Here is an 18,281-nt window from a genome sequence, read left to right as displayed (position 1 = left end):
GAATTCAATCTCTTGTGGACGGTTGTCTACAACTGTGTCGTAGTCTTTGTCTACTGGTTGAGCTTTTTCATCAGTAACATCGTCCTTGATTGTCTTACCATCTGTATCAACGTAGTGGACATAGACATTACCATTCACTTCTTTATAAACATAAGTGATAGTTGATTTTGGTTTAGTAACCTTACCTGTAACTGGATCAGATGATTCAAGGTGACCATTTTCATCAACCTTACCTACTGGATAGTCACCCTTCGGTACGATCTTATAGGTCTTACCATCTTCTGCCTTGATGAAGTTAGGTTTTTCACCTTCCTCAGTAGTGTCATATGGTGTGTCATATGGTGAGTTTGGAGTGTCTTGACGAGGTTTTTGAATCTCTTTACCATTTTCATCCACATAAGTGATAACAACTTCACCTTTTGGTTTTTCTTTCAACTTGTAGACATAAGTGACATTCTTATCGCCTTCGATAACCTTACCAGTTGTTGGGTCTGTTGACTTCAAGTGACCTTGATCATCTACTTCACCGGCTGTGTAGTTACCAGCTGGAACCAATTCGTAAGTATTACCTTCGAATTCAATCTCTTGTGGACGGTTGTCTACAACTGTGTCGTAGTCTTTGTCTACTGGTTGAGCTTTTTCATCAGTAACATCGTCCTTGATTGTCTTACCATCTGTATCAACGTAGTGGACATAGACATTACCATTCACTTCTTTATAAACATAAGTGATAGTTGATTTTGGTTTAGTAACCTTACCTGTAACTGGATCAGATGATTCAAGGTGACCATTTTCATCAACCTTACCTACTGGATAGTCACCCTTCGGTACGATCTTATAGGTCTTACCATCTTCTGCCTTGATGAAGTTAGGTTTTTCACCTTCCTCAGTAGTGTCATATGGTGTGTCATATGGTGAGTTTGGTGTGTCTTGACGAGGTTTTTGAATCTCTTTACCCTTCTCATCCACATAAGTGATAACAACTTCACCTTCTTTAAGTTTGTAGATGTAAGTTACATTCTTATCCTCTTTAGCAACTGCACCTGTTGTTGGATCTGATGATGTAAGATGTCCTTGGTCATCAACTTCACCTACTGTGTAGTTACCAGCTGGGACTAACTCGTAAGTCTTACCTTCGAATGTAATCTCGTTCGGACGATTGTCTACAACTGTATCGTAGGCCTTATTAACTGGTTGATCTTTTTCATCGGTTACATCTGGCTTAATAGTCTTACCTTCTGTATCTTGATAATGCACGTAAACATTACCTGTAGCATCTGTTTTACGGTAGTAGTGAGTTACATCGGTAGAAATTTGTTTAACAGAAGGAAGCGAGTAGTTGTTGAAGAATGATGGATAGCCTGAAGCTTTATCTCCTGGTGTATTCCCACCAATGATGTTGGAAGTGTTGTTTCGAACCGGATCGACATCTGTTGAGAATTGTGGTGAGGCTGTAAAGGCATCCCCAGTAGCCTTATTGTACCAACCACTCAAACGCACATTCCCATTTCCACTATCAGTATATGTTTGTACACGAAGATGGTATTGCCCATCCTTACTGTCAACATATCCCAGATCATTTAAGGCATCTTTTGTTCCAGCAGGTGTTGGCTTACCTCCTGGTTTAACAGGATCTGAGGTATACAACAATGTATAGTTATCTAAATTAAGATTATTTACATCAGTTGCCGGGCTATATGATGACACCTTAGAAGGATCTAAAGCATACAATTTAACAACAGATGTACCATCTTTATCTACTTGTTCTACAATACGTTTCACATAGTAGTGAGCGCGCCCACCTTGGAGTTCCAGGTACTTAGCTCCAACACCACCGAGTGATCCAGTCATGTCTTTTTCTGATTGAGTACGAGTAAACTCGTAGCCTTCAAATGTACGCGGATTAGAGGCATGATAAGTTTGACTCTCAATACCCGTTTGAGCGTATGAAGCCAATTCCTCATCTGTATCCTCAACTTTATAGTGAGTTGTATGCGTTACTTTTTCAGTTGGAACGACTGTTTGAACATTTGGCTTTGTGTCCCCAACATTTCCTGGTTTTGTTGTGTCACGAATTTGAAGAATATGGTGCTTATATTTGTCATCAGAAATTGGACCAGCATCACGGTTATTAGTCCATGTTCCTAGAATTTGCGAAACTTCTCCAGTAGTATAGTCAAATTGAGGTGCATAAGTAGGATTTTCTTGCACCAAAGTCTTAAATTGGTAAGTTGACTTGGCAGTCATATCCAAAGTTTCTACTTCTTTACCCGTAGCTTTTTCTACCAAACGGGCATGAACAACTGGAGTAGTTGTAGTTCCTACAGTTGAACGATCAACTGAGAATGTTACATAGTAACCACCATTGTTATAGGTAACACCACCTTGATTTGCAGGACCTGCCCAGTTTTGAAGATCCCAGATTGAATAGGTATAGCGTTCTTCATTGGGATCCAATTTGTAGTTTGGATTGTCCAAGGCTGGATCTTCAATTGAAGCACCATTTGGTTGATCCATTTTTTCTACAACAGATGGCGCAGTAAGAGTAGTTGACGTTGAAATAGCATCCAACTGTGCAGAGACTGCTGGTGATCCGTTAACAGTAGTATTTCCTTCAAAACCTGCCACTGTTAAGACTGCCATCAGCTCATCCACTGACTTGCTCAAACGTGCACGTTGATCTGCATAAGCTTGAGCAGTTGCATTGGCCAAACTAGTGCTTGCAGACAATTCTGATTGAAGGTTAGCAACAGCCGCATGGATCGCTGCTTTTTGATCTGCATCTTGATGGTTTGATGCGTATTTTTCAGCGATGTTAATCAACAAAGCTGCTTCAGAAACATTTTGTTCCAAGATTGCTTTGTCTTCAGACACAGGAGCATCTGCAACTAGTTCAGATGAAACCACTGTATCTTCTTTTGTTTCAGTAGCAGATTCATTTAGAGTTGCTGATTGGTCCGTAGAACCTTGCTCACTCAATGATTCTGACTCTGTTGTAACTGCAGGTGCACTAACCAAAGCTGATGCAGTTGTTGCATCTTTTCCTAGTTCATCTGCATAACCAGTATGTACAAGCGTTGTCGCACTAAGAACAGCTGCGGCCACGACGATCCCTTTTAAGAATCCTCGACTTGTCAGTCCCTTTTCTGACACCGCATCTTCATGTACTTCGGCTACAATAGTCTCTTCGACTTGACCACGAATCACTTTTAGAAGCCCAAAGTTCGAAGTAGATGCGCGCAACCAATTCTTACCCGACTTAATTAATTTGAACCGAGTCACACGATCGGTTTCACGGAATTCACCGTTTGAACGTTTAAAAAACATTGCAGTCTCCTTTTTTTTATTATTATCCACCCCCATTATACATGATTAGTAGACAAAAGCAAGCAATTTGACCTTAAACCACTTAAATACTATAAAACGGATAAGTTCGGCACAAAAGCTATAAAATACTAACTTTTCAAGGTCATGAAAAATTGTAAAAGTGGACACTTGTGTACAAGGATAATCACTCTTTTAAACACTTGTCCCATACTGTACCAAGCATAAACGTGAACTGCAAAAAGCGAACTGGATAGTATAGTAGAAAATGCAATCCAATCCTTCTAGAATCTGTTTTAAAAGCTTAAACATGCATAACTAGCAGTCTGTGAACAGTTTGTTTGCTCTTAAAAATCAGCAGATTGAGTTTAAGCTTTCTAGAAGATTTACATCCATGTGAAACTTACCTACATCACTAAGAAGCAAATGCCTAGCATTCTCAACCTTGACCAAATTCTTGCGCATCACAATTGACAAAGAGCCAAAAAAGCGAACAAGACGGAATTCTGACTCTCAGAAAACTCATTTTGTTCGCTTTTTATAATTGAGATTAGTTATTGGTTTCAATCTCTAAAGTTTGGACAGTTATTACAGCAGTTTCTTTAATATTCTGCAATAATTTCCACAAAATCTATACTTCCTCAACAGTATTTCTTGAGTTTGACAGATTCTATTCGTCTTCTTTTTTCTTTCCCATTGCAGCTAGACCAAGAAGTGCCCCTACAGCTCCCAAACTTGCAAGAGTAGCCGTTTCTTTAGCGCCTGTTTCAGGGAGAATATTTTGACGATTTGCAGGTGCTTGATAAGTCTTATCTTGTGATATAGCTTGAACCATATGTGACTGCTCATCCTTGTGTGTAGTGACTTCATGGTTAGCTGCTTCAGAACCATTTACACCTCCAGTAAATCCAGGTACTTGATGAATAGGTGCTTGTACACCAGGAACTCCTCCTTCAAAGTTTGGAACTCTGTGGACAGCTGCTTCAGAACCATTCACACTACCAGTAAACTCTGGTACTTCATGGATAGCTGCTCCAGAACCATTCACACTACCGATAAACTCTGGTACTTCATGGATAGCTGCTTCAGAACCATTTACACCACCAGTAAACTCTGGTACTTCATGGATAGCTGCTTCCAAACCATTTACGCCACCTGTGAACTCTGGTACTTCATGGATAGCTGCCTCTGTTTTACCTGATTCTTCTTTCTTAGTTCCGACTAGCACAATCTCATCTTGCGCCACTTCAACAACTTCACGCAGTTTTTCAATACGGCTTCCATCTAGTGCTACTTCTGTTAAGATACGTTCCTTGCCTGCGCGGCCTACCTGAGTTACACGAGTCTCACCTTCTGGCAAAGTTGGATCTTCTCGTTTAACAGTCTTGAAGTTGATAGCTTCTTCTACTACCTCAAGGCTTGGTTGAGTAAAGCTCAATTCTTTAACACCTTCAGTCGGAAGATTTGAATGTTTTACTTCCTCTTTCGGAGTCGCTTGGAGTTGATTGATAGAAGTTAGAGCTGCTTGCAAGGCTTTGTCTACTGCATCCTGTGTCTTGGCTGCTTCAATCGCTGCGATGGCGTGTTCTGATAACTCAACTAGTCTCTTCTTAGCTTCTTTATCGCTACCTAGTTCCTTGCTCTTGTTTTGAATGGCCTCTGCCAAGCTTGCCATAGCCTTATCGTAGTTAGGCTCTTCTGGTTGAGCTGGCTCCTCTGGTTTTGGTTCCTCTTTTGGAGTCGCTTGAAGTTGGTTGATAGAAGTTAGAGCTGCTTGTAAGGCTTTGTCTACCGCATCCTGTGTCTTAGCTGCCTCAATAGCAGTAAGAGCTTGCTCGGATAACTCGACTAGTTTCTTCTTAGCTTCCTTATCATCACCTAGTTCTTTGCTCTTGTTTTTAATAGCTTCTGCCAAGCTTGCCATAGCCTTATCGTAGTCAATCTTAGACTCTTCTGGTTGAGCTGGTTCCTCTGGTTTTGGTTCCTCTTTCGGAGTCGCTTGAAGTTGGTTGATAGAAGTTAGAGCTGCTTGCAAGGCTTTATCTACTGCATCTTGTGTCTTGGCTGATTCAATAGCAGTAAGAGCTTGCTCGGATAACTCAACTAGTTTCTTCTTAGCTTCCTTATCATCACCTAGTTCCTTGCTCTTGTTTTGAATAGCCTCTGCCAAGCTTGCCATGGCCTTATCATAGTTAGGCTCTTCTGGTTGGGCTGGCGTTTCTTCGACACCGTAGTTCTCTTCCTTATCAAGGATCGTTTGCAAGGCTGTAGCTGTTCTCAGAACTTCTTGTGCATTTGCAGAACTTGCTGAAAGTTGCTCTGATAATTTGTCCAAGTTTGACTTGAAGGCTTGACGCGCCTCTGGAGTGTTCTTCAAACTTGTTTGGTCAAATTTAACCAATTCATCCTTCCAGTTCTTCATAGCTTGAAGCAACTCTTCTTTGGTATAAAGAGCACTATCTTCTCCATGAGTGATAAACTGGTCAACTTGGATACCAATGTTTCTTGTAGTATCATTACGTTTTGGATCCAATTGCAAGGTTACAGCATGCCAACCTTCTTCAAGCCCTGTCAGACGAACGAGAGTCTGATCACCTTGACGTGTGGCAGCTGTCCCACTGAAGTACTTCTTACCGTTGTACTCAGAAGCATTACCTAGGCCATCTTGATACTCGACTCTTCTACCGTCTAACGTCACCTTGTAGATACCATGACCTGGGTCTACAAAACCTTTAATTTCTAAACCTGTACCGTAGAAGTAGGCTGTTACGCTGGCATTTTTCTTTTGCTCTTCTGTCAAACGACCAAATGATGCCCAAGACTCAGTGTTTTGGTATTTATCAGCTGAGTTCGTTTCATGGTGCCAACCTGGACTATAGTCAAGTTGACTTGCCTGATCATCATGACTTACTTGATCTTTTTGAAGCAATTCAGCTTTCATCACTCGAATCGTTGCTTCTGAAGCAAAGCCAAGCAAAGCTTCGTCTGAAGCACTCGTCATTTTCACTTTGAAGTCAAAGATAGAGTCAGCTTGCTCCGTAAAGTCAATTGTCGGAATGGTCAACGTTTTTTCTGTTTCACCATCTTGGAAGGTCAAATCAGCTGTTGTGTCCTTGTACACTTTACCATGAACCCCTGTTCCTGGTTCAGTCACGACATGGACTGTTGCAGCTCCTTTGCTACCACCAACACGTTTAATAGTTACAGTAACTGGTTGGCCTTTTTGAACTTCATAGCTTGTTTCTTTCAACTCAAACATACCTTTACCAGCATTATTGAGCGTGTAGATACCTTCAGTTGCAATAGCTTTGCCAGTTTTGTTAACGAGTTTGATGGTATGTTCACCTGGAGCCAAGTCATCTGTTTCATAAACCATCTGGCTACGTTTACGAGCTGCATTATTGGTTTGTACGTCTGCAACCTTTTGACCATCTACATAAACTGACATTTCACCGTGATTTGGATCCACTGTAGATACGACATAAGCCTTAGTTCCATTGAAACGGTAGGTTACGCTAGCATCTTTTTGATTGGTCCACATGGATGTTCCACGAACGCCTTCAGATTCGTCATACCAGGTTGTATTTGCTTTGTCAGCTGTTGTATTTGAATGGTAATCCAAACCTAGAGGATAGCCATCTGTTTTTTCGATACTACTTGGTGTCTTATAAACAGAGAAGTTTGTCAAAATAGGAGTTGCTTGTGAATTCGTGATAGTCACACGAATCTTTTGTGCTTCTACAGGTTGACCTTGGACAAGACGACGATAACCAACAGTCGAACCTTCTCCATATGGAACCCAGCGACCATTAAGCTCAACTTCAACCTTAAATCCAGAGATACGTTGACCTTTAGCGATATCTTCTTTGAGTTCGACTACGTCAAAGCGTCTCTTTTGACCGAGATCCACAGTGAATTCACCTGTCTTGGCATCATTTGACAATGCCCAACTAGTATCATCCTTACCATCGGTTAGGTTGCTTGCTTGGTACAAGTGATTCTTACGAGTAGAGCTTGCAGTTACAGTTGCTCCCTTGGCGAAGTCAGTTGCATACATTTGATCCAAGGTTGCTCGGAATTCTTTCAAGCGAGCGACGTCTGCGTCTGCGAATTTACCTTCTTTATTTGGTGGAATGTTGAGTAGAAGTGGCGTTCCACGACCAACAGACTTGAAGTAGATATCCATCAAATCTTTGATTGATTTTGGTTGTTGATTATCATGGTAGAACCAACCTGAACGGATAGAAACGTCTGCTTCACCGACAGAGTACATATCTCCTTCTGGGTCTCCATGGTTGAGATATTCATTCTTCACATCGTCAGTGATTTTAGCTTTCTTAACCTTATGCCAAACTGGATCTCCAGCGATACCACGTTCATTACCGATCCAACGGACACTTGTCGGTTGTGCAGAGAAGATAGCGATATCTCCTTCAGCTTCCTTAATGTACTTGAACCATTCGTCAAAGGTGTAGGTTACTTTTTGAGCTCCGCTACCACGCGCACCATCCATCCAGACTTCGATAAATTTACCATTATTTCCGTATTTAGGATTGCCAAGGATTTCTTTCAGTTGGTTGAGGTAGTATTCATTGTACTCTTTTTCAGTTGAAACATGATATTTAGGGTTATTGGCATCCCATGGTGATAGGTAAACACCCATATTCATGTCATATTTCGTTGCTGATTTAGAGATTTCTTCGAGAAGGTCTCCCTTGCCGTCTTTCCATGGACTTGCAGCTACCGTATGGTTTGTGTATTTAGATGGATAAATCACAAAACCGTCGTGGTGTTTGACAACCATGATTGTTCGTTTGAACCCAGCATCCTTCAAGGTCTTAATCCACTGGTCTGTATCAAGGTTAGTTGGGTTAAAGTTTTGAGGATTTTCTCTACCATTTCCCCACTCAGAGTTGGTATAAGTATTCATACCATAGTGGATAAAGGCAGCCAATTCTTCCTTGTGGTAGTCCAACTGAGCCTTGCTTGGAAGTGGTCCATAATTTCCAATTTCTGTTTCTTCGTCTTTTGGATCCACTACTGGAGTTGCAGGAGTTACTGGTTTTGGATCTTCAATTTTTTCGTATTCAAAAATAACTTGGTTCACTCCTTTATGTTGGATTGTTGCTTCTTGGCTTGCATTTACTGCACGGTAGCCTGTAATTTCTTTAGCTTGGAATCTGTGAACAAAGGAAACATCGTATTCTTTACCATCGTTATTATCCACAGTTGCAGTTGCTAATTCTTGGTCTGTACCTTTCAAACGATAATGAACGTCAAAGGAACCTTTATTGACTTTATAAACCACCTTGATGACACGAGTTCCTGCAGGAGCCTTGCTCACAACGCTATAATCATCTTCCCAAGCATCTTTTAGCTGTTTATTGACAGCTTTGCCATCAATCGATACAATCTCATATTTTTCTTTATTCTTCTTGAAGAAGTCAGTCTTTTCAATTTCTGTTTTATAGTTATAGTCGAACTGAGTTCCAACTTCTGTCTTTTCAACAAAAGTATCGTTTTCTTTGACTGGATTATCATTTTGGTCTAGGTGTTCGACAACAACTCGTCCATAATCAACACCTTCAAGAAGAGTCGCTACACCACTTTCATCGAAAGAATATTTGTTTTCACCGATTACAGCTGTCTTATTTCTGAGCATTTCTCCCTCTGGAGTAAAGTAATAACGATTGCCGTTGTCGCCTTGATACCAGCCTTTAACACCGTATTTATCAATGATTTCTTTGACCCATGCCAATTGTTCTGGTGAGAGGACAAGCCCTCCTCCAAAGCGATCTTTTTCAGCAATGTTCGCATTATCAACAGTACCACGTTGGTGGATCCCAATGACCTTACCATCACCGTTAATAATTCCACCACCAGAAAGACCAGAAACAGAAGTCAAACGATAGGTAACACCTACAGCTCCATTTTCATCGTACTTTTCAGTATCTCTAACGACACCGTCTGCCTTATACAATTGACCAGGAACAATTGGTTCCTTCAATTCTGGAGAAGTTGAATCTGTAGGATAGCCAATTGTGCTCACTGGTTCTCCAGCTTTGTATTCCCGATGATCTGCTAGAGGAGTAAAGGTAGCCGCCTTATTTGGACTTGCAATTGAAAGTGGAACTGGAGCTACAACCAAGGCTAAGTCATTCTTATAACCTTCACCGAATTTTTCTTTATTCCAGAAATGAATATCCTTTTCCTTGAACAAAATAGTGTTCCCTGAAGTTGGTAAAGAATTATTCTTAGCAGTATTTGAACCTACATTGTAGTAGAACTTAGCCGTATCACCACCACGGATAGAACCAGCATTAGTATCCGCATCCTTGACCAAGAAGTTGTGCGCCACTGTCAAGATGACATTAGGAGCAACAAAGATACCTGAACCTGAGTTAAGGTATCGCTGACTACCTCCATTGGCCAAAGGTGAGCTAAAGATTGAATAAACCATAGTAGCAGATGTTGCTGGTTGACCTTCATAATTGATGCGCTTAAGGTCTTGTCCACCATTGATAATGGCTCTATTTTCTTTTCCAGCTTCAGATGGAGTTTCTTCCTTCGCTTTTAAGATACTTTCAGTCTCTACTTGTGGACTATCTTTTTCTGATACAATAGCTGCAGTATCCACTTTTTTCACTGGAGTATCAGGATAGGCACGGTCAGGGATTTCTTCAGGGAGTAAATCGCCAGCCACTTCAGCAGTTTTCCCTTCCTCTGCCACTTTCTCGACAGCAGGTTCTGTTTTTTCAGTTACTTCTTCTTTAACTGCTTCTTCTTTTTCATGATCTACATCTGCCACTTCTTTTGCTTGACTATCTACTTCAAGTTTTGGTTCTGTCACAAGTTCACTAGCCGCAACATTACCAGATGCAAAAAAAGCAAGACCGACTGCTACAGAAGCAACACCAACAGTCAGTTTACGAATACTAAATATTCTACCTTTTTCTAAAAAATATTGTTTCATCAAATACTCCTAATCTTCTAGAGCAGTCAGCTACTGCCCGAGCCCAGTGTAATCTGGCGACAATTTTTGTTTGATTCCCTAGCTTAAAATTCTTTCCCTGAGCTATTTATTTTGAGTAAATATAAGATTGTAGAAATCGCTTACATTTTTAAAAAATAAAATAATGCTTCCATTAGCAAGAATTTTTCTAGAGTTTTCGCATTATTATAAATATACTATGTTATATTAAAAAATGCAAGGGTTTTCAAAGTTTTAACTAGATTTTTACTAAATGATTATTTTACTTTTTATGACTAAACAATCCTAAATTGGCAAGGCCAACTTAGGATTGTTTTGTTTTGAAGTGATAGTAGGCTCCAAGCATACCTGCAGTATTTTGATGACGCGCAAATTCTAATCTTGTTTTTTCCGCTAAGCTCGGAACAAGCGCATCTTTCAGAGCTGTACGAATTTTCGGTTTCAAAATTGCTTCTTGCCCCATAATACCACCACCTAGTATAACAACCTCTGGATTGGCAACATAACAGATGTTAGCAAGACCTTTCCCAAGATAGTCTACCATACGGTCAATGCCCTCCATACAGAGTTTATTGCCTTCTGTAGCTTCTTTGAAAATTCTGCGACCATTCCAATGAGCCACTTCCTCATCATGAGCCTTGGCTACATACTCAACCAAGGCAGTTGTAGAAGCTAAATCTTGGAAAGCCCCATCCTGCATATGCATATAGCCAACTTCACAGGCAGAATTACTAAATCCATGGAAAATCTGGCCATCAATGATTAAACAACCACCGATACCTGTTCCGATGGTCAAACAAAGCGTTATTCCTGCACCTTTTCCAGATCCAGAAACCGCTTCTGCTAGCCCTGCGCAGTTGACATCATTCTCAATTTCACAAGGAATGTTAAAGCTTTCTTCAATTTCCTTTTTAAATTGAGTTCCTGCATAGTTTGGAATTTGTGGACCAGCATAGAAAATCTCACCCTTATCAGGATCAACCATTCCCGCAGAGGAAATGGCTACACCTGACACTGGTCCTTTTTCTAGATAGCTAGCGACGATATCTTTTGTCTTTTGTAAGATGTGTGGACCACCCTTATGCGCCTCAGTCGCTACTTCGTGAGACTCTACAAGTTGTCCATCCTGATCAATTAAACCATATTTGATATTAGTTCCACCAACATCAATTGCAACGTAATTAGTCATAAAGCCTCCTATTGATTAGAGGAAACGCTCCTTAGTTTCACGAATCAATTGAGCAGCTGCTTCTACAACTGGACGATCTTCTTCGGTCACTGGTGTAAGTGGAGAACGAACTGATCCGATATTAAGTCCTTCATTGATTTTCAAGACTTCTTTGATAACGCCATACATGTTTCCATGCGCAGCAGTCAATTTACCAATGATAGCGTTGATAGCATATTGCAATTCACGCGCTGTTTCTAGGTCTTTGTCTGCAATCAATTGGTTGAGTTTCAAGAAGAGTTCTGGCATAGCACCATAAGTACCACCGATACCAGCTTTAGCACCCATGAGACGACCACCGAGGAATTGTTCATCTGGACCGTTAAAGACGATATGATCATCACCACCAAGACTAACAAAAGTTTGGATATCTTGAACTGGCATTGAAGAATTTTTAACACCAATGACACGTGGGTTTTTCAACATTTCTGTGTAAAGACTTGGAGTCAAAGCAACACCTGCCAATTGAGGAATGTTGTAGATAACATAGTCTGTGTTTGGTGCAGCAGCACTGATGTCGTTCCAGTATTTAGCAACTGAGTACTCAGGCAAACGGAAGTAAATTGGTGGAATCGTCGCAATAGCATCTACTCCCAAGCTTTCAGCATGGCGAGCAAGTTCGATACTGTCTTTGGTATTGTTGCAAGCCACGTGAGCAATGATGGTCAATTTACCTTTAGCAACTGCCATGACTTCTTCCAAGATCAATTTGCGGTCCTCTACGCTTTGGTAGATACATTCACCTGAAGAACCGTTAACATAAAGCCCCTGAACACCTTTATCAATAAAGTATTGCACCAAGGCACGAGTACGTTCTGGGCTTACTTCGCCCGCATCATCATAACATGCGTAGAAGGCAGGAATGACGCCTTCATATTTTTTTAAATCTGACATAGATTTCTCCTAAGATTTCTTATTTTCTGCTCTTGGCAGATGATTTTTTACTATTTTAGTATACACCTTGTAAAAAGCGCTTTCAATACATCTCAGCCACTTAGATTTTAATTTCTATTCATCTCCCTTAGCTTTTCATGTTTGAAAGTAGTTTCATATCATTTTCAATCTGCTTGATATTTAGCAAACAATTTTTCCATTAATCCAGCCTGGCAAAAGGCAAGAAGACCAAAGCCAAAGAGTAGAAATGCTGATCCACCGAGCACTAGAGTAAAGCCTGATAGATAGAGAAGCATAATGATTAATAGAATAATCGCAAGCATCAAGAAGAACCACACGAAATTAAAGCTAACTAAGAGCAAGCCCTTTTGGAGTACTTCTTTCCAAGTCAAGTCATAACGCGCTGCAATAGGATAACTAGCCAACATAACTAGAGTTAAAAATATCAAAATCCCCAAGCAAATGGCTTTAATGAGCTGGAAGCCTAGGCCTGTTTGCCCCCAGAATAGAGACAAGTCAACTACACTAATTAGAAAAATTCCTAGTTCCAACAAACCTAACTGGAGGCCTAATTTCAAATTTTGCTTAAAGGCTCTCATATAAGTTTTAAAAACAGGAACACGACGACTACCCTTAACTTCGAAGATTGTCTGATAGAGACTGATCTTCGCTACTCCGATCGTCACAATAGGCAAACAAGACACAACAAAAAGTAGGTTAACCGTCACGATATCTAAAACCTTCTCACAAAATCGCATAAGAAAGTTATCCGTATCGAATGCTGCTTTTATCAATCCAGATCCTTTATGTGCCATTGTTTGCTCCTCCTAACTGACTAATCGATTAAAATTTTAAATAAATATTTGCGAACTATATCTTCCATACCTGCATAACCATTAGGTTGATGAGGTTCACCTGGGAAAAAGACTGCAAAATTGTGATAACCCATTAAAAGTGGGTATTGTTCATGACAATGAACAAAGCCGATATCGCTAGCTTCATCAAAGGCTACAGCCTCGTCTTTGACGCGAGAACCATAGCTAGAGTACTCATGCCCTTCAACCAACAAATGCAAATCTGCATAGTTTTTATGATGCTCAAAGCGATCATTTTCTTCTTTATTGAGAACATTTTCCTGTACAACTAGGAAGACCTTATCTCCATCAATCTCGTATTTGCCTAATTCAAAGCTATCCTTACGATGCTCATAGAGATAATCAATAGCCTTGTCCAGATTTGGGTGAATTCCCTTGTAAAAGCTAATGTTTTTTAAATCATCAAAAATCATAGTAATTTCCTTTACCTGATTGTTACCTTCAGACATACGATGTCTAGCCAGTAAGTTTATAAGTGTCTAACAAAACTTCATGAAGTAAGCAACTCCTCTCCATTTTGTAGACACTTATATATCCTGTATTCTCTTAGTCTATCAACTATACTGCTGCATACTGATAAACAATTTGTACTATATTCAATTTTCGCAGAGGACTATCCTTTGACAGCTCCCATAGTAATCCCTTGAGTAAAGGATTTTTGGAAGACAAGGAAGACTGTTACGATTGGCACAGCTGCAAGGGCAGCCCCTGCCATGATCAAACCGTAGTTAGTTGCCATCTCGGCCTGCATAGTAGCAACCCCGAGTGAGATGGTCAAGTTTTGACGTGAAGTCAACATTACCAATTGCATGAAGTAGTCATTCCAAGTATTGATGAAGGTAAAGATTGCAAGAGCTGCAAATCCTGGCTTCACGATAGGGAAGGCTACACTCCAGAATGTACGAATCTCACCGCATCCATCAATTTTAGCAGATTCGAGCAATTCTGTAGGAATGTTTTCACTGAACTGTTTCATAAGGAAGACCCCGAATGGCCATCCAATCAAAGGCAAGATCACTGCCCAAAGAGTGTCATGGATTCCCATGAAGTTGACGATACGTACCAATGGTACAAGGACAACTTGTTTTGGAAGAGCCATGGCAGCGATAAAGATTGCAAAGAGAATGCGTTGACCATAGAAACGTTTCTTAGCCAATACATAACCTGCTAGTGAAGAGGTTGCACAAACCAAGAACATCGTTACTAAAGAAATGAAGACTGAATTCCACATCCATTGCAAGGCTGGGTTTTGCACCATCAATTGTTGGAAGTTCTCCATAGTTGGAGCTTTAGGGAACCATTGTGGTGGAATCATAATGGTATCTGGTTGTGATTTGAATGCACCTGTCAAGATCCAGTAGAATGGGAAGATAAACAGTACAGTCAACAAGAGCAAAATGATTGTTGAAATAACAGTAAAGGCTGTTAATGGTTTCTTTTGTTGTGTAGGTTGCATAGCTGTCTCCTTTCCTTAGTATTCTACATCGTTTCCGAGGATCTTGAATTGAGCGAAGCTGACAAGGGCAATCATAACTGCCAAGAATACACCAATAGTATTGGCATAGCCATATTCAGTCAATTGGAAGGCTTTTTCGTAGAGGTAGTACATAAGTGTACTTGTTGAGTAGTTTGGACCACCAGATGTCAACAATTGAATCAAGGCGAAACATTGGAATGAGTTGATGGTTGTAATGATTGCGATATAAAGAGTTGTTGGAAGAAGGCTTGGCCATTTAATCTTCCAGAATACTTGGAACTCAGTCGCACCGTCAACACGCGCTGCTTCTACAAGTGAGTTATCAATATTACCCATTGCAGCGATGTAAAGAATGATTGGCTGACCAACTGATGTTGTCAAAAGGATAATCATAATCGCCATCAAAGCCCAGTTTTTATCTCCCAACCAAGAAATGTTTTGGCTGATGATGTGGCTTGACTTAAGCACGAAGTTCAAAATACCTGATAGTGGATCGTAGATCCATTTCCATACTACTGTTACGGCAACACTACCTGTTACTACTGGAAGGAAGAAGACGAAACGGTAGAAAGATCTAGCGATGGCATTTTGTTGGTAAGTTTGTGATGCTACAAAGAGCGAGAAGAGTACTACGACTGGTACAGATCCGATTACCAAGATTACGGTATTAATCAAAGATTTTGTAAAGACAGGGTCTTTAAACATACGAATGTAGTTGTCCAACCCCACAAACTCAAAGCTAGTCATCGAATAGTTGAAGAAACTTGTGATGAAGCCCATGATCATTGGAGCTAAAACGAAGACGGTAAAGAAGATTAATACTGGTGCTAGGAATGCGTAGGAAATAATAGTTTCCCGCATGCGAATTTTATTGATTTTCACAGTCGGCACCTCACTTTCACATAGTTTTGTTTTTTTGACTGTTATCTGACCCTGATCTAAAATCAAAATGAAATTTTTCTAAGATTCGTCAATGTAAAAACTTCATTTTAATTTTGACCTGTCAGTTGCTTCTATTTCAAACAAAAGTCCCCCTTTTCATACACAGATATGCTCAGGGAAAAGGGGGGAACTCAGTTTTTATTTAGGGCTTACTATTTAGCTGCTTTTTTGATTGTTTCATTCGCTTTTTCAGTGAATGCTTTCAATGCTGCAGCAGGTTGTTCGTCACCATTTGATACAGCTTGCAACATTGGGAACCAAAGTGTTCTCATTTCAGCAAATCCGTCGATTGTGTTGTAATATGGTGAGTAGTATTGAGTCCAGCTACCGATTGTTTCCATACGTTTGTCATCATAAAGTTTTCCAAATGAAGTACGAACTGGGAATGCACCTGTACGAACTACGTCTTTAGGACCCCATTCTTTGTCATCTGCGATGAATTGGATGAATTTCTTAGCTGCTGCGACTTTCTTTTCGTCTTTGTTGTTAAATACTGCAAATCCGTTTACAAGGTATTCAAGAGCTGGTTTACCTGAATCAGATGGGAATGGTACTTCTACCACTTCAACTTTACTTGCTTCCAAGAGCTTAGCTTGGATACCATTTTGAGCTGGTGCCCAAAGGATTGTGTAAGAAGTTTGACCGTTTGCAAAGTTTTGGATGTCTGCTCCACCGTCAAATTGTGAACCGTTGTTCAACAAACCATCTTTGATCCAGCTTGATGCTTTTTCAAGACCTTTAACGAATTTAGGATCGTCAGTTGTGTATTTTGTTACTTCTTTATCAGTTACAGATCCGCCATAAAGGTTAGCGATGAAGGCACGTGTTCCTTGGTCTCCCCCTTGACCTGAACTGAACAATGAACCTGGTGTGTAGCCTTTATCTTTAAGCGCTTTCAAAACTTTTTCAAAGTCATCAGTTGTCCAACCTTCTTTTACAAGGTTTGCAACTCCTGCATCTTCCAACATTTTCTTGTTCATCGCCATGTAGAATGGTGCAGAACTGATTGGATACATGTAAGCTTTATCACCAGCTTTACTTGCTTGGATGATATTTTCGTTGTTGACATCTTTAACAAATTCATCTGTAAAGAGGTCGTTCAACTCAGCCAATTTACCATTTTTACCGTATTGGATGATACGTCCTGGTGCGTCAAAGAGAACGTCTGGCGCAGTTCCTGCTTCGATTGCTGTTGTGATTTTTTCTGGACCAGATTTGAAGTCGATTGTTTCTAGTTTAACTTTAACATCTGGATTTGCTTTTTCAAAAGCTTCGATGATAGATTTTTCATAAGTTCCTACACCATCGCCAGTTTTTTCTTGAGTAAAGACTGGGAATGCCCACCAAGTGATTTCAGTTTTTCCACTGTCACTACCAGAGCTAGCAGCATCTTTGTTTGCATCTGATTTGCCACAAGCAGCAAGAGATAGAACCGCAGCACCCGCAAGTACTGTACAAGCTAGTTTTTTAAATTTCATTTGTATTCTCCTAAATGATGATAAGCGTATCCGAATCGGATAATGAGCAATGTCGACTTTGTATACGTTTTCATTTTTTCCTACTAATCAACCACTCTCCTCGTTTTTTATATTGTGTTATTTAAGACCCGCAACAAATCGTTCCGTAATCTCTTTTGGTCTAGTAATAGCGCCACCAACTACGATACCTCGCACTCCGTAACCTAGGATTTGCTTAGCTTGTTCTGGTGTGTGAATTTTTCCTTCAGCGATGACGTCCACCCCTGCATCACAGAGTTTCTTGATGAGTTCAAAGTCTGGGCCATCCACTTTTGGACTGTAAGAAGTGTAACCTGATAAGGTTGTTCCGACAAAGTCAATTCCCGCTTCAACTGCTGTTAGACCTTCCTCAAAGGTACTTGTATCAGCCATCAAGAGTTGATTTGGATATTTTTCTTTGATCTGACGGATAAATTCTTGAATCTCCAAGCCATCATGACGTTCACGTTTGGTACAGTCAAGAGCAATGACTTCGATGTCAAGAGCTGCTAGTTCATCCACCTCTCTCATAGTCGCTGTGATGAATGGTTCCTGTGGTGGATAATCACGTTTAATAATTCCGATAATCGGAAGTTTAGTGACCTCTTTAATTTCCTTGATATCTCGAACACTGTTTGCTCGGATACCGACTGCACCACCTTGTTCAGCTGCTTTCACCAACAAGGGGATAACTCCTCCCGCTTCTGTGTAGAGCGGTTCATGAGGAAGTGCCTGACAAGAAACGATGATTCCATCTTTGATTTGTTCAATCAAGGCTTCTTTACTAATTTGTGGCATCTACTTTCCTCCTTTTCTTTTCCTTTGTGTTTATGTGACTATTATAGCTTATTATTAAAGCGCTTTCAATAACTTGTGCTAGAATAGATTGAAGTTTCAAAACAATTTTATGCAACAGTTTCTTCTGAAAGTAGTTTCAGGGACCTAAAATCTATCCCAACACCTCTTAAATCTTGAAACCAGCCCTTTTTTCGACTCTTTGTCAACTGTAGTGGGTTGAATAAAAGCTAACATCTGGAGAGGACAATCGTTGTCC

Annotated in this window: 10 protein-coding genes; all 10 read right to left on the bottom strand. The window is 40.3% G+C overall.

Going from position 1 to position 18,281, the window contains the following annotated elements:
* A partial coding sequence (locus tag ADH81_RS10915) for an accessory Sec-dependent serine-rich glycoprotein adhesin (RefSeq protein WP_080979322.1) occupies window positions 1-3,327 on the bottom strand: 3,327 nt, incomplete at its 3' end.
* Between the two features lie 667 nt (window positions 3,328-3,994).
* The gene (locus ADH81_RS10395) at window positions 3,995-10,297 is read right to left on the bottom strand and encodes an SIALI-17 repeat-containing surface protein (protein ID WP_049528958.1); all 6,303 of its coding nucleotides are present in this window, start codon (window positions 10,295-10,297) and stop codon (window positions 3,995-3,997) included.
* A 322-nt stretch (window positions 10,298-10,619) separates the two neighbouring features.
* Window positions 10,620-11,504: an ROK family protein gene (locus ADH81_RS10390; protein WP_049528956.1), complete on the bottom strand. Its 885-nt coding sequence runs from the start codon at window positions 11,502-11,504 to the stop codon at window positions 10,620-10,622.
* A 15-nt stretch (window positions 11,505-11,519) separates the two neighbouring features.
* Window positions 11,520-12,437 (bottom strand): dihydrodipicolinate synthase family protein, encoded by a 918-nt coding sequence (locus ADH81_RS10385; protein ID WP_016466210.1) that lies wholly within the window; start codon window positions 12,435-12,437, stop codon window positions 11,520-11,522.
* A gap of 164 nt (window positions 12,438-12,601) precedes the next feature.
* A complete protein-coding gene (locus ADH81_RS10380; protein ID WP_045762683.1) occupies window positions 12,602-13,252 on the bottom strand; it encodes a YesL family protein in 651 nt (216 codons plus the stop codon).
* Between the two features lie 20 nt (window positions 13,253-13,272).
* Entirely contained in the window at window positions 13,273-13,725 is a 453-nt protein-coding gene (locus ADH81_RS10375) for a YhcH/YjgK/YiaL family protein (protein ID WP_049528948.1), read from the bottom strand.
* A 200-nt stretch (window positions 13,726-13,925) separates the two neighbouring features.
* On the bottom strand, window positions 13,926-14,768 hold the full coding sequence (locus tag ADH81_RS10370; RefSeq protein WP_001183246.1) for a carbohydrate ABC transporter permease: 843 nt from the start codon (window positions 14,766-14,768) through the stop codon (window positions 13,926-13,928).
* Between the two features lie 15 nt (window positions 14,769-14,783).
* On the bottom strand, window positions 14,784-15,650 hold the full coding sequence (locus tag ADH81_RS10365; protein ID WP_075227343.1) for a carbohydrate ABC transporter permease: 867 nt from the start codon (window positions 15,648-15,650) through the stop codon (window positions 14,784-14,786).
* A 233-nt stretch (window positions 15,651-15,883) separates the two neighbouring features.
* On the bottom strand, window positions 15,884-17,209 hold the full coding sequence (locus ADH81_RS10360; protein ID WP_000669443.1) for an ABC transporter substrate-binding protein: 1,326 nt from the start codon (window positions 17,207-17,209) through the stop codon (window positions 15,884-15,886).
* Between the two features lie 117 nt (window positions 17,210-17,326).
* Window positions 17,327-18,025 carry an N-acetylmannosamine-6-phosphate 2-epimerase gene (locus ADH81_RS10355; protein WP_001135656.1) on the bottom strand — a complete coding sequence of 233 codons (699 nt, stop codon included), beginning with the start codon at window positions 18,023-18,025 and terminating at the stop codon, window positions 17,327-17,329.
* Window positions 18,026-18,281 lie beyond the last annotated feature (256 nt).

The organism is Streptococcus pseudopneumoniae (assembly GCF_001072925.1).
GTDB lineage: Bacteria > Bacillota > Bacilli > Lactobacillales > Streptococcaceae > Streptococcus > Streptococcus pseudopneumoniae_Q.
This window is presented reverse-complemented; position numbering and strand designations above follow the sequence as displayed.